The following is a 13,015-nucleotide window of genomic DNA, read 5'->3' as shown; positions in this document are numbered from 1 at the left end:
AACAGCGCCGGCGCCCGATCTTGCACGAGGACGCCGTTTGCGCTTACGCCGCCTGGCCGATCTGGTACCAGTTGACCTTGCGCGTTGCGACCATGATGGCACCCAGGATGGCGAACAGCAGCAGACTGCCCAGCACCAGCGCATTGTTTTCGGATACCAGCAAACCGTACAGGGAACCATACAGGGCGGTGAGGCCGCATGCGAAGCCCACGCCGCGGCGCCAGTCCGCGAGCACGGCCGACAGGTAGTAGCTGATCAGGACGATGCAGGCCGCACTGGCCACCAGGTAGGCCTGCCAGAAGGCGATGTGCTCCGACAGCGCGATGAGCAGCAGGAAGAACAGCGCCAGCGCCAGGCCAACCAGCAGGTACTGCACCGGGTGGATCGGCAGGGTCTTCAGGATCTCGAACATGAAGAAGGCGGCGAAGGTCAGTGCGACGAACAGCAGGCCGTACTTGGTGGCGCGCGCCGACAGCGTGTAGACATCGACCGGTTCGATGAAGGCGATGCTGACCGCGTCGATATGCGGACGCGTTCGCGCCGTGGTCCTTCGCTGCGGCGCGCGTTCCAGCTCGACCAGCTGCGCCTGCGAATTGTTCGAGACGTTCGAGATGTTCCAGCTGCGGCGAAAGCCCGGGCTGGACTGCGGCTGTTCCTCCGGCATCGGCAGGAACTGTCCGCCGAATGCGGGGTGCGGCCAGTTCGACGCGATGGTCAGGCGGTTGTTGTTCCCGACCGGGACGATGTGCTGCTGCTCGGTCCCGTCCAGGGCCAGGCTGAAGTGGAAGCGGATCGGCTTGTCGGCCGAATCGAGCGAGATGCGCGCCAGGTTCGCATGCAGGCCGCTGGGCAGGGAACGCAGGCCCGTACCCTGGCGAAATCCAATCTCGGTGCCGTCCCAGTTCAGCTTGGGGGTGCGCTGCACGCCGCGCACGTCGTCGATGCCGACGGCGATTTTGGCGCTGTTGACCGTGATGCGCGAACCCGTCGTGGCGCGCGGCAGCACGGATTCATTCGGCACCGTGAATTCGCCCGCCATCTCGTGCACGCCCTTGTAGTAGAGCACATTGAAGATGCCGCGCTTGCGCTTGAAGGTGTCGATCTTGCCGTTGATTTGCAAATCGTTCGGGAAGACCAGGTGTTCGCGCTGCACCGAACGGTTGACGACGGCCTTGCCCGCGGGATCGCCGGTGTCGACCTTTTCTTCGTAGTCATCGGTGTACTGGATGACCAGGACCGGGCCGACGACCGTCTGCTCGCGCACCGAACTGCTGGCGACGCTCTCGACGGCCTCGGCCCGGTAGGCGCTGCGGGTCTCGATCATGTTCTCGATCATGGTCAGCGGCACGCAGATGAGCAGGATGAGCCCAACGATGGTGAGGATCTTGAATAACAGTGTTCTTTGCACGACGACTCCTTATGAAATGGTGTCGCCAGTGTAGGAAGCCTGTGTGTGCTGACGATGTGTTTCGTGTGAAGTCGCGCTGCGCCGTGCAGGCTTGCCTGCGGCGATCAGGCCGGCAGGCGCACCAGTGCGCAGCCGCCGCCGCGGCTGTCGTTGTCGACCGTGACCTCGCCGCCGTGCAGCGCGACCACTTCGCGGACAAAGGGCAGGCCCAGGCCCGTGCTCCTGGCGCCATCGGCGCGCGGCAGCGAATAGAAGCGCTCGAACAGGCGGTCGCGGGCAAATTCCGGTATGCCGGCGCCACTGTCGCGAACACTGATCTCCACCGCACCGCCGCCCTCCCGCGCCGCGATCCACACGGTTCCTTCAGGCGGAGAAAAATCGATGGCATTGTCGAGCAGGTTGCCCAGGGCCTGGCGCAGCAGCAGGGCGTCGCCAGTGACGGTGTGCTTGCCGACCGCGAGCAGCAGGTGCACGTTTTCCTTTGCCGCCTTGCGCTCGAAGTCCATCGCCACCTGCGCGCACAGGGCCTGCACATCGATCTGCTCCGGTGCACTGAGCTGCTGCTGTTTCTCGACCCTGACCAGGTCGAGCAGCTTGTCGATCAACTGCTTCTGGCGCGCGTTCTGGTTCAGGATATTGTTCAGGAAGTGACGGCGTTCGGCGGGCGGCATGTCTTCCTGCAGCAGCTCGGCCGAGCCCTGGATGGCCGCGATCGGACTTTTCAATTCGTGCGCCATCGTGTGCATCAGCTGTTCGACATACTCCTTGCCCTCGAGCTTTTCGCGCATCGCACCGAGTGCCCGCGCCAGCGTGCCGAATTCGTTCTTGCCCAGCGCCGGCAGCGGCGCCTTCCTGCCCGCTTCGGCATCGACGACGTAGCGCATCAGCTTGCCCAATGCCTGCATCAGCCACCAGGCAAAGCCCACGCCGATCAGCAGCGACAACAGCAGCAGGATGGCGCCGCGCTGCAGGATGGTGCGCTGGCTGCGCTCGACAAAAGGCTGCACGGCCGAGTTGGGCTTGGCCACCGTGAGCACGCCGATGATCCGCTTGCCGGCGCGGATCGGCGCGGCCACGTGCATGACGGTGCTCGCGTCAACACCCTGCACCGCGCGCGTGCTGCGCGCGCCATAGCGGCCGCGCAGGGTCAGGTAGACGTCGTTCCAGCGCGAATAGTCGGCGCCCACGTCGCGTCCCGTCGAATCGAAGACGACCCTGCCGGCGGCATCGGTGATGTACACGCGATAGTCGAGCGCCTTCTTCTGCTGGCCATCGATCCTGACGTCGATGTCGCGCCCGGAGAATGCCCGGATGCGCGCCAGCATGCGCGACTCCTCCAGCTTGCCGGAGCGGACCTCGTCCTCCACCAGTGCGGCGAGCAGGTAGGCGGTATCGACCAGCGTGTCTTCCTGGGTCGAGCGCACGCCCGGCTTGACCTGCTCGACGAACACGTTGAGCAGGAACCAGGCCGCCAGTCCCACGATCAGGAAGTAGCCCAGCAGGATGCGCAGGCCGATCTTCACCGGAATGCCAGGCTGTAGCCCATGCCGCGGTGGGTCTGGATCGGGTCGTCGTCCGGGTCGATGGCGCGCAGTTTGGCGCGCAGCGCCTTGACGTGGACGTCCACCGTGCGCTCGAGCGTATCGGTGGCGTCGGTCCAGACCCGGTCCATCAGCTGCGCCCGCGAGAGCACGTGGCCGGGCCGTTCGATCAGCACCTTGAGCAGCAGGTATTCGTAGCGGGTCAGTTCGAGCGCCTGGCCCCGGTACAGGATGCGCGCCTCTTCCGCGCGCAGGGCGAAGCGCGGCGGAGCGGGCGCCGCGGCCGGCGTCGTGCCCGGGCAGGTGCAAGACGGCGCAGCACGACCCGGATGCGTGCCACCAGTTCGCGCGGCGAAAACGGCTTGGTGACGTAATCGTCGGCACCGATTTCCAGGCCGACGATGCGGTCGATTTCGTCGCTGCGCGCGGTCAGGAAGATGACGGGAACGTCGCTGAACTGGCGCAGCTGGCGGCAGACCTCGAAGCCATTCATGTCCGGCAGGCCGACGTCGAGCACGACCAGGGCAGGCGCTGGCGCGCCACTACGCATGGCGGCCAGCACCTGTTCGCCCAGGCCCACGTGCTGCGCCGCGAAGCCGTCGGTACGCAGGGCATAGGCGATGCTGTCGGCAATGGCCAGCTCGTCTTCGGCGATCAGGATGGTTTTCATGCCGGGAGTATCGTGGCTGGGCGGTGGGGCGTCAATTACTCGTCGTTACGATCAGCGCCAGCGCCGCCACGGCCGCGGCATCAGTCCGCCGACTTCGCCTCCACCCGCCGGATGCCGCGCCGCCAGTCGTCGAGCGAGATCACCGCATCGCTGGCGACATCCTCGACGAGGATCTCGCCATTGTTCTTGGCCACCAGGAAGCTTTCGCGCCGGTGCACGTTGTCCTTGTGGTTCTCGACAAAACTGAGCTGCCAGTACTGCCTGCCGTTGATGGTGCGCGGGGCCGGGTCGTATTCGAGAATGGCGCCATGGGCCTTGCCGCGCGAGCGCTTTTCGATGTCGTGCGACCAGGCCTTTACTTCAGGCAGCGCCAGCAGGGAGGCGATGGCCTGGTCGCGCGTCACGAGCGGCGTGGCTTTCGGCTGCACGGCCGGCTTCGGTGCCGGCGTCAAGGCGGGCGCTTCCTTGTCCTTGCAGCCCGCAAGCAGGCCGGCAGCGAGCAGGGCGCCGGCCAGCAAGCGGAAGAGGGCGGTCGGTGCGCCGCATGTGGTCATGATGGAGCCTCCAGAAAACGTGGCCCCATACTAGCCGATGTGTGGCCAACGGGCAATCTCAGGCGGCGTCGATTTCCTCCTTCGGCGAGGCCATGTCGATGACATAGCGAAAGCGCACATCGCCTTTCTCGACCTTGCTGCAGGCGTCGTCGATGTCCTGGATGCGGATCATCTCGATCTCGGGTCCAATGTCGTGCTCGGCGCAGAAATCCAGCACCTCCTGGGTCCCGGCCAGCTTGCCGATCAGCGAGCCTGCCACCATGCGGCGCTTGAGCGCCATCTGCATGTTGTCGACCGGCGCCACTGGCTCGAGCGCGCCCGCTTCCTCGCGCTCGAATGCATACGGTTTCAGGCCGCTGAACGAGTGTCTGGCCGCATAACCGGTCACCTTGATCATGATCGCTCCCTGGGTTGGGAGCAGGGACGGTAGGCTTGTGCCGAGGCCGTGTCTGTCAAGTCGCGCGCGCAGTGCGGCAAGCGGGTGCATTTGCAAGCTGTGCGAGGCGATTCGGCAAGCTGCGGTGGTAGACTTGGCGGACCACTCACCAGCGCAGCAAGGAATCCCGATGCAAGCATACCGTTTCGCCGTCACCATCCTGCTCGCGGCCGGCCTGCACACCGCCGCCGCAGCCGCGCCTGACACACGCGCCCAGGCAGAAATCAACCACCTGCTCGACTACGTGGCCACGCCAGGCTGCCAGTTCAGCCGCAACGGCAGCTGGCACGAGGGCGAAAAGGCAAGGGAACACCTGCAGCAGAAATACGATTACCTCGCCAAGCGCGACATGGTGACGAACGCCGAATCGTTCATTGCGCGCGCGGCCAGCGAAAGCAGCACCAGCGGCCGGCCTTACCAGGTGAAATGCGGCGACGGCAAGCCGGTGGCGAGTGCGGTGTATTTGAAGGAGGAACTGGCGCGGTTCCGGGCGCGGAAATAGGAGTCTTCGGCGTACGCGGGCTGCGGAAACGACAACCGGCGTGGGCTGGAGACGCCCACCCTACGGTGACCGCGAGATCACGTGAACACCGGATACGTAGCGCATCCTGTAGGGTGGGCGCGGAGTGCCCACGCGGATGCAAAGTACCATCGGCCCAACAGGCAACAGCCCCACCTACCTGGACTAACCGAGCTCCAACCCGTGCTGCGCGCACCACGCCGCCAGCACTGCCCGCGTTTGCGCTTCACGGAAATCATGCCAGCGCTCCTCCAGCCCGCGCTCCTCGACCAGCGTGCTGAAATCCCGATACCCATCGGGGCGCCTGAACATCTCGCGCACACGGTCGGCATCGTCCTCCATCGCCGCGTCGGCGAAATCGAACACCAGTTCGAGTCCAAGTGCCAGGGTGCGCATATGCGGCACCGGCACGTAGCGCTCGGATGAGTCGATATTGCCCGGCAAGGGGGCCTGCGTCTCCACCAGCGCCGAGCGCACGTGCACTTGCCCGGTATCGAGCGACACCCAGGCCGCGTCCGTCGTGCCGGGCTCCGACACCATCAGCACGGCGTCTTCCAGGTCTTCCGCATACACAGTCGCCATCGTTAATCCTTGAAAAGTAAAAAGCCTGCAAGGCGCGAACCTTGCAGGCTTGTAGTGTACAGCCGCAGCAGGCGCCGGCGAACCGGCGCCCAGGACAATTACATCATGCCGTCCATACCGCCCATGCCGCCCATGCCACCCATGCCGCCCATGCCGCCGGCTGGCTTGTCTTCGGTGATTTCCGAAACCATGCAGTCGGTGGTGAGCATCAGGCCGGCGATCGACGCTGCGTTCTGCAGGGCCGAACGGGTGACCTTGGCTGGGTCCAGCACGCCCATTTCGACCATGTCGCCGTAGGTGCCGTTGGCGGCGTTGTAGCCGTAGTTGCCGGTGCCGCCCAGAACTGCCGAGACGACGACCGATGCTTCTTCGCCAGCGTTCTGGACGATCATGCGCAGCGGCTCTTCCATTGCGCGCAGGACGATCTTGATGCCGGCTTCCTGGTCAGGGTTGTCGCCCTTGACTTGCAGGTTGGCGCGGGCACGCAGCAGGGCGACGCCGCCGCCTGGCACGATGCCTTCTTCAACGGCTGCGCGGGTGGCGTGCAGCGCGTCTTCCACGCGGGCTTTCTTTTCCTTCATTTCGACTTCGGTGGCAGCGCCAACCTTGATCACCGCAACGCCGCCGGCCAGCTTGGCCACGCGCTCTTGCAGCTTTTCGCGGTCGTAGTCCGAGGTCGCTTCTTCGATCTGGACACGCACCATCTTGACGCGTGCTTCGATGTTGTCAGCCGAACCGGCACCGTCGATGATGATGGTGTTTTCCTTGCCGACTTCGACGCGCTTGGCCTGGCCGAGTTCTGCCAGGGTGACCTTTTCCAGGGTCAGGCCGACTTCTTCAGCGATGACCTGGCCGCCGGTCAGGACAGCGATGTCTTCCAGCATGGCCTTGCGACGGTCGCCAAAGCCAGGGGCCTTCACGGCAACGGTCTTCAGGATGCCGCGGATGTTGTTGACGACCAGGGTCGCCAGCGCTTCGCCTTCGATGTCTTCGGCGATGATGACCAGCGGACGGCCGGCCTTGGCAACTTGCTCGAGCACCGGCAGCAGGTCACGGATGTTCGAGATCTTCTTGTCGCACAGCAGCACGAACGGGTTGTCGTGGATCGCGACTTGCTTGTCCGGATTGTTGATGAAGTAAGGCGACAGGTAGCCGCGGTCGAACTGCATGCCTTCGACGATGTCGAGTTCGTCGTTCAGCGACTTGCCGTCTTCGACGGTGATGACGCCTTCCTTGCCGACTTTTTCCATCGCTTCAGCGATGCGCTCGCCGATCGAGTAGTCGGAGTTGGCCGAAATGGCGCCGACTTGCGCGATTTCTTTCGAGGTGGTGCATGGCTTGGCGATTTTTGCCAGCTCTTCGACGGTGGCGGCAACTGCCTTGTCGATGCCGCGCTTGAGGTCCATCGGGTTCATGCCGGCGGCAACAAACTTCATGCCTTCGCGCACGATGGCTTGTGCCAGCACGGTCGCGGTGGTGGTGCCGTCGCCGGCGTTGTCGCTGGTTTTCGAGGCGACTTCCTTGACCATCTGCGCGCCCATGTTCATGAGCTTGTCTTTGAGTTCGATCTCTTTGGCGACCGAGACACCGTCCTTGGTCACGGTTGGCGAGCCGAACGAGCGCTCGAGCACGACGTTGCGGCCTTTCGGGCCCAGGGTGACTTTGACTGCGTTGGCGAGGATGTTCACGCCTTCAACCATCTTGGCGCGCGCTGCGTCGCCGAAAATTACTTCTTTAGCTGCCATGTTTATTTCTCCAATTATTCGTTGACTGATTCAGAACGCCCGCGGGCGCTCTTTTTCGGGAGGATTACTTGTCCAGCACGGCCATGATGTCGTCTTCGCGCATCACCAGCAGTTCCTGGCCGTCGACCTTCACGGTTTGTGCGCCGTATTTTGCGAACAGGACGCGGTCGCCGACTTTCAGTTCCAGCGGACGCACTTGGCCGTTCTCCAGGATCTTGCCGTTACCGACAGCCAGGATCTCGCCCTGGTCCGGCTTTTCAGCCGCTGCATCAGGGATGATCAGGCCCGAGGCAGTCTTGGTTTCCTGGTCGAGACGCTTGACGATAACGCGATCGTGCAGAGGGCGAAGGTTCATGCAAAACTCCTTTAATCAGTGGTTTGGACTAGCTATTTGTTCGTTTGGGTGCCGCCACGCGCTCGCATCGTGCTGCGCCGCGGCTGAAAGAGTTGTTAGCACTCTCTACTAACGAGTGCTAATTATAGGGACGACTATGCGGCATTTCAAGATGTCATGTTGCTTATTTAACGTTGGCGAGATTGCGTCCGCTCAAAGCCGCAGGGCAGGAAAACGGGTTGACTGCGTATCGGCTGCGCGCCATGGCGCAGGCACAAGGCGCAGAGACTAGCACCGATGCCAGCCGCGTTGCCGCACCGTTGGCACGCAGTTGAGGAAGATCAAAAAACGCGAGAAAACAGCTGGCAGCAAACGAATCAGCTGCAGTGTTTACCCTCGGCGCACCGCAGGCGGCGCAAACTCAGCCGTGCCGGGCGCACGGCACGCTATGATGTTGACTGTCCAACCAGATCGGACCTATAGTTACGAATGATTTCCGAATTCCAAGACCTATCCGACAAGATCGAGCGGCTCGCCGAGCTCGTTGGTTCGCTGCGCCGTGAAAACGCGGTGCTGCGCCAGACCAACAAGCTGCTGAGCGAAGAGAACATGGCCTTCGTGGAGCGCCTGGGCGAAGCCCAGCGCCGCGTGGAAGCCGTGATCGCCCAGCTGCCCGCGCCGCAGGAAGACGATGCGGAAACTGCGGAAGACGCCGAACCCGTCGACAGCGAGGCCACCCGATGATTTACCTGGACGTCACCATCATGGGCCAGCCGTATCGCCTGGCCTGCAAGGAAGGCGAGCAGGCCACGCTGCGCGACGCCGTGCGCTACCTCGACGGCAAGATGACGGCGCTGCGCGACTCGGGCAAGGTCAAGGGCAACGACCGCATCGCCGTCATGGCCGCCCTCAGCGTCGCTGCCGAATTCCTGTCGGTCAAGTCGCCGCAAGGCCCGCTGTCGGACATGTCGATGCTCGAAGTCAAGCAGAAACTGGAAGCGATGCACACCGTCCTCGACGCCGCCCTGGCACCGCAACAAAATCTGTCCTGACCGCTCAAATTCGTTTGACACACGGCTTCAAGCGAGTAAACTGCGAGGCACCCTGCGGTGTTCGAGATTGCCATATATTCCTTGAACCATTTACATGCATAGGTTGCGGGATATGTTCGATGGGCGTGAGCGTCGCTAGTTCGACGAACCCGAAATTGGATTGACTGCGACCACCTTGAGCCATCAGGTTCGGGATGCCGGCAAAAAACGGCACAGGCGGGGCTATATTCCAGAAAGCGGTTGCGGGCGTTTATGCCTCGCAGCCGTTTTTTTATGGGCGCACGCTTTTTCGCGCGGGTGCCCGGTTCCCATTACCACTTCTTGTTTCGAAAGCAGCCGCCGATGCGCTATTGGTTGATGAAATCCGAGCCCGATGAAGTCAGTTTCGACGACGTGCTCGCCGCGCCGCAGCAGACGGTGGCCTGGTTCGGCGTACGCAATTACCAGGCGCGGAATTTTCTACGCGATGCCATGCAGGTCGGCGACGGCATCCTGTTCTATCACTCCAGCTGCGCGGTGCCCGGCGTGGCCGGCATCGCCCGGGTCGTGAGCGGCCCGTATCCGGACGAAACCCAGTTCGACGCGAACAGTCATTATTTCGATCCGAGGGCCACGCGCGAACAGCCGCGCTGGATTTCGGTCGACGTCCAGGCGCAGGAGAAGGGACGCTACCTTCCGCTGGCCGAGATGCGATTGGCGCCCGAGCTGGAAGACATGGTGCTGCTGCAAAAGGGCAGCCGCCTGTCGATTTCGCCGGTCACTGCCGGCCAGTGGCACGCCATCCTGCGCCTGCTGCGCACGCCAAGCTAAAACGACATGTTCGAACTCCCACGCAAAAGTTGTTGACGATAGTTAGATGATTAGCTAATAATCGTCACATGAGCAACGTATTCAAAGCCTTGTCCGATCCCACCCGCCGCCGGGTCCTCCAGCTATTGCAGCAGGGGCCCATTGGCGCAGGGGAGCTGGCCGACATGTTCGACGTGTCGAAGCCCACCATGTCGGCGCACTTTGCCGTCCTCGTGAATGCGGGGCTGATCGACGCCGAAAAGCAGGGCAGGACGGTGACCTACCGCTTGAAACTGTCGGTGCTCGAAGAAGCATTGCTGGGCTTTGCCCAGGCGTTTGGTTTGCAGGTCACGCGGCCGCAAGACGGCCGTTCCACTGACGGTTCCAACAAGGAGCATCCATGACATCGGCTTCCCCCCTGCTGCGCGCGCTACTGGCCGCCGCCTTCATTCTCGCAGCCTCGGCTGCACTGATGTGGGCCTCTCCGGACTACATCGGCGCCAACCTGGCGCGGCGCCTGGTCGGGGTGCTGCTGGGCGCCGTGGTCGTGGCCTCACGCGAACGTCATTCCGAAATCGCTGACCTCGCTGGCAAGGCTGCGCTGCGACCCTGCGCGGGAACAGGCCGCGCGCCGCTTCGCCGGCTGGAGCCTGGTGCTGGGCGGCCTCGGCTACATGCTGGCCGCGCTGTTCGCGCCTTTCGACATCATGCATCTGGTTGGCGGGGGCATTCTTGCCGTGGCGGTGGCAGCCGCCTTCCTGCGCTGCCTGGGTGTTGGCACCAACGCCGCGCGCGGCTAAGGAGACCGCCATGTTTGCCATGCTGATGGGTTTGAAAGGGATCGCTCCGCGTGCGCTGCATGCTCGCCTGGGCCGGGATGGAATGACGGTGGTCGACGTCAACGCGTCACAATCCTGGCAGAGGGCGCGCGTGCCGGGCGCGATCAACCTGGCACCGGATTTCGACGCCGCGCTGCTACCGCCAGACCATGCCACGCCGCTCGTGTTCTATTGTTCCAATCCGCTGTGCCGCAAGGCGCCGCAGGCGGCACGCCGTGCCGAAAAGCTCGGTTATGCGAACGTCCAGGTGATGGCGGCGGGGATCACTGGCTGGGTCAGTGCCGGCCTGCCGGTCGACAGCGGGAGCTGAGCCGGTGCTTCATCGTCACGCATGATCAAAACGATTCAGGAGGTCTATCGCCACTGCGGCCAGACAGGCGCCTGGTATGGCATCGAGATTGCCCGGTTTGACCAACGCAATTTCATGAACGATACGGTGCTGCATACGGTGTGTAGTTGGGGAGATTTCGCTGCTGTCAAAGTGCTTGTCGCTGCCGGAGCGGATGTCAACGCCAGGGGTGATCGAGGTGCCACGCCATTATTCAATGCGGTAATGGGCGGTAACCCGGAAGTAGTGTCATTTCTTCTGAAGGCAGGTGCCGATCCGCGCATACCTAATGGTTATGAACGACAGGTTGTGGATTACGCGAGAAATGTATCAGCGTCCGATGCCATTGTGGGTCTCCTTGTAAAGGCGGCCGGAACGAAAGAGAGAAAGCGTTGATATCTCAGGAAGAACGGGTCGGACAAAGACGGGGAAGGCCTAACAAAATCTCCTGGTGTGCCTCTAACAGATGAGCATGCAGGGTAGCAAAAGGAAAGCTGATGAACGTATTGTAGCGTCCGCTTTCAACCCATTGCAGACGTTCACGAACCACTGTCATCGATGTCAGCCGAAAAATTCGCAAGGATTTCATTCGTCTTAGCCCTGATGTATTGGGCTTGAAATGGATTCTTAGACACCCGAACTTCAATTCTTTCAGTAGGATCGAGCAGGCAGAGTTTAGCCACCAGTAGGCGAGTAGCATCGGCAACGGCAGGAGGTGGACTTATCAATCCGCTGTCCAACATCGACAAGCGAACACTCATAACGCTCTTCAGACTGGCAACCGTTGCGCTCATAGATCCATGCCCTTATGACTGAGTATGTAATGTCCGCTTGTGGCCTATTGTGTTGAAAAACTCGGCTCCAGTGTCGGTTGGAAACGAAGGATCGGTAACTCGACTGTCCAAAACGATCACCCTGGCACGAACGCGAGGCATTCGGACTGTCGACACTACCGAAAATCCGCTTTAAAGGTTGCCATCCGACTTTTTCAACACAATAGGCCGAAAGCAGACGCTCTGAATGGATCAGTGTACGATGTTGCTGCAAAGGCAAGCAAGAAGTTTGTTAGTCGCTTTCAGGTCAGCCGACGGACTACGCTTGAACAGCACAAGCAGGCTGCTGGGCAGCCACCGTCTGGTATCCTGCCGTTTTTGTTACGAGGTAACGGCGGCAATGGTTTCTGATTCAAGGAGGTCTGCTGCGGCACGTGCCGCTGACATGGGTTCCTGCGCAAGGCGAGCGCGTGCGAGGCTGGCTTGCGCGGAGGCCGCATGGACCCGCTCCTGATCCTGGCCCTGCTGGCGATGGGCTGCTTCGGTGGCTTCGCCGCGGGCCTGCTCGGCATCGGCGGCGGCATGGTGCTGGTGCCCTTCATCACGATGATCTTCACGGCGCGCGGTTTCCCCGATGAACTGGTCGTCCACATGGCGATCGCCACCTCGCTCGGCACCATCATGTTCACCTCGCTGTCCTCGGTCCGCGCCCACCACAAGCACGGCGCCGTCCTGTGGCCGGTCGTGCGCCTCCTCGCTCCCGGCATCGTGCTCGGCTCGACGGTCGGGCCGTGGATCGGCAAGCAGATGCCGACTTCCGTACTCGCCTTCTTCTTTGGCGCCTTCGTCGCTTTTTCGGCGACGCAGATGCTGATCGGTAAAAAGCCGGCGGCCGCGCGCGAACTGCCTGCGGCGCCCGGCATGTTCGCCATGGGCGGCGTCATCGGCATCCTGTCAGGGCTGGTGGGGGCGGGCGGCGGCTTCATTTCCGTGCCCTTCATGACCTGGTGTAACGTGCGCATCCACAATGCCGTGGCCACGAGCGCCGCACTCGGCTTTCCGATCGCGCTGGCCGGAACGCTGGCGAACGTGTTCTATGGCTGGGGCGAGCCAGGCTTGCCGCAGTATTCGCTGGGCTATATCTATGTGCCGGCCTTGTTGATCATCGTCGCGGCCAGCGTGACGCTCGCGCCGCTGGGGGCAAGGACAGCGCACCGGATGCCGGTGCGGCAGTTGCAGAAGGTGTTTGCGGTGATCCTGTATGCCTTGGCGGCATATATGTTCTGGAAAGCGGCGTAGGGTAGGCGGCTCGACCGTGGCGTATGCACCGGCGCGACGTATGCGCCGCCTACGCGTTCAATCCACACTCGCCGAACCGCGCCGCTTGTCGGCGCCGCTTGTCGGCGCCGCTTGAAACTGCGGTCTGCGGCTGCGCTTACGCTGG

General features: G+C 62.7%; 16 protein-coding genes, 1 other RNA gene and 1 pseudogene. 10 read left to right on the top strand and 8 right to left on the bottom strand.

The window, feature by feature from the left end; genetic code table 11:
* Positions 1-43 precede the first annotated feature (43 nt).
* The 5 genes and pseudogenes from creD to G4G28_RS20040 all read right to left on the bottom strand — a co-directional run bounded on the left by creD (position 44) and on the right by G4G28_RS20040 (position 4,570).
* On the bottom strand, positions 44-1,408 hold the full coding sequence (gene creD / locus G4G28_RS20060) for a cell envelope integrity protein CreD (RefSeq protein ID WP_182989633.1): 1,365 nt from the start codon (positions 1,406-1,408) through the stop codon (positions 44-46).
* Between the two features lie 104 nt (positions 1,409-1,512).
* Positions 1,513-2,931: a two-component system sensor histidine kinase CreC gene (creC, locus tag G4G28_RS20055; RefSeq protein ID WP_182989632.1), complete on the bottom strand. Its 1,419-nt coding sequence runs from the start codon at positions 2,929-2,931 to the stop codon at positions 1,513-1,515.
* Positions 2,928-3,619, bottom strand: a pseudogene (gene creB / locus G4G28_RS20050) (two-component system response regulator CreB). The gene creC and the pseudogene creB overlap by 4 nt, the downstream one beginning before the upstream one ends.
* An 80-nt stretch (positions 3,620-3,699) precedes the next feature.
* Positions 3,700-4,173, bottom strand: a complete 474-nt coding sequence (locus G4G28_RS20045) for a hypothetical protein (protein ID WP_183107752.1) — start codon at positions 4,171-4,173, stop codon at positions 3,700-3,702.
* 58 nt (positions 4,174-4,231) lie between these two features.
* The gene (locus G4G28_RS20040) at positions 4,232-4,570 is read right to left on the bottom strand and encodes a hypothetical protein (RefSeq protein ID WP_182989630.1); all 339 of its coding nucleotides are present in this window, start codon (positions 4,568-4,570) and stop codon (positions 4,232-4,234) included.
* Positions 4,571-4,739: 169 nt separating this feature from the next.
* Between G4G28_RS20040 and G4G28_RS20035 the strand changes: the two genes are divergently transcribed.
* Positions 4,740-5,111, top strand: a complete 372-nt coding sequence (locus tag G4G28_RS20035; protein ID WP_182989629.1) for a DUF5329 domain-containing protein — start codon at positions 4,740-4,742, stop codon at positions 5,109-5,111.
* A gap of 183 nt (positions 5,112-5,294) precedes the next feature.
* Here G4G28_RS20035 and G4G28_RS20030 read toward each other — a convergent pair whose 3' ends face one another.
* From G4G28_RS20030 to G4G28_RS20020, 3 genes are all read right to left on the bottom strand, one after another.
* Complete coding sequence (locus G4G28_RS20030) at positions 5,295-5,711, bottom strand: hypothetical protein (protein WP_182989628.1); 417 nt, start codon at positions 5,709-5,711, stop codon at positions 5,295-5,297.
* Between the two features lie 98 nt (positions 5,712-5,809).
* Positions 5,810-7,456, bottom strand: coding sequence for a chaperonin GroEL (groL, locus tag G4G28_RS20025; protein WP_182989627.1), 1,647 nt, complete (start codon positions 7,454-7,456; stop codon positions 5,810-5,812).
* 64 nt (positions 7,457-7,520) lie between these two features.
* Positions 7,521-7,811 (bottom strand): co-chaperone GroES, encoded by a 291-nt coding sequence (locus tag G4G28_RS20020; protein WP_182989626.1) that lies wholly within the window; start codon positions 7,809-7,811, stop codon positions 7,521-7,523.
* A 468-nt stretch (positions 7,812-8,279) separates the two neighbouring features.
* On the opposite strand from G4G28_RS20020, the gene G4G28_RS20015 reads away from it, so the two are divergent.
* The 9 genes from G4G28_RS20015 (at position 8,280) to G4G28_RS19975 (ending at position 12,870) form a co-directional block, all read left to right on the top strand.
* Complete coding sequence (locus tag G4G28_RS20015; RefSeq protein ID WP_182989625.1) at positions 8,280-8,534, top strand: hypothetical protein; 255 nt, start codon at positions 8,280-8,282, stop codon at positions 8,532-8,534.
* On the top strand, positions 8,531-8,842 hold the full coding sequence (locus G4G28_RS20010; RefSeq protein ID WP_182989624.1) for a cell division protein ZapA: 312 nt from the start codon (positions 8,531-8,533) through the stop codon (positions 8,840-8,842). Before G4G28_RS20015 ends, G4G28_RS20010 begins: the two co-directional genes overlap by 4 nt.
* 46 nt (positions 8,843-8,888) lie before the next feature.
* Positions 8,889-9,069: non-coding RNA, 6S RNA (gene ssrS / locus G4G28_RS20005), on the top strand.
* Between the two features lie 115 nt (positions 9,070-9,184).
* Entirely contained in the window at positions 9,185-9,652 is a 468-nt protein-coding gene (locus tag G4G28_RS20000; protein ID WP_182989623.1) for an EVE domain-containing protein, read from the top strand.
* A gap of 68 nt (positions 9,653-9,720) precedes the next feature.
* Positions 9,721-10,035: a metalloregulator ArsR/SmtB family transcription factor gene (locus tag G4G28_RS19995; RefSeq protein ID WP_182989622.1), complete on the top strand. Its 315-nt coding sequence runs from the start codon at positions 9,721-9,723 to the stop codon at positions 10,033-10,035.
* Positions 10,036-10,284: 249 nt separating this feature from the next.
* Positions 10,285-10,431, top strand: a complete 147-nt coding sequence (locus G4G28_RS19990) for a hypothetical protein (protein ID WP_183107751.1) — start codon at positions 10,285-10,287, stop codon at positions 10,429-10,431.
* 10 nt (positions 10,432-10,441) lie between these two features.
* Positions 10,442-10,780 carry a rhodanese-like domain-containing protein gene (locus G4G28_RS19985; protein ID WP_182989620.1) on the top strand — a complete coding sequence of 113 codons (339 nt, stop codon included), beginning with the start codon at positions 10,442-10,444 and terminating at the stop codon, positions 10,778-10,780.
* 21 nt (positions 10,781-10,801) lie between these two features.
* Positions 10,802-11,194 (top strand): ankyrin repeat domain-containing protein, encoded by a 393-nt coding sequence (locus G4G28_RS19980; protein ID WP_182989619.1) that lies wholly within the window; start codon positions 10,802-10,804, stop codon positions 11,192-11,194.
* A gap of 875 nt (positions 11,195-12,069) precedes the next feature.
* Positions 12,070-12,870, top strand: a complete 801-nt coding sequence (locus tag G4G28_RS19975; protein ID WP_182989618.1) for a sulfite exporter TauE/SafE family protein — start codon at positions 12,070-12,072, stop codon at positions 12,868-12,870.
* Positions 12,871-13,015: the final 145 nt, after the last annotated feature.

The sequence above is a fragment of the Massilia sp. Dwa41.01b genome, from assembly GCF_014171775.1.
Taxonomy (GTDB): domain Bacteria; phylum Pseudomonadota; class Gammaproteobacteria; order Burkholderiales; family Burkholderiaceae_D; genus Telluria.
This window is presented reverse-complemented; position numbering and strand designations above follow the sequence as displayed.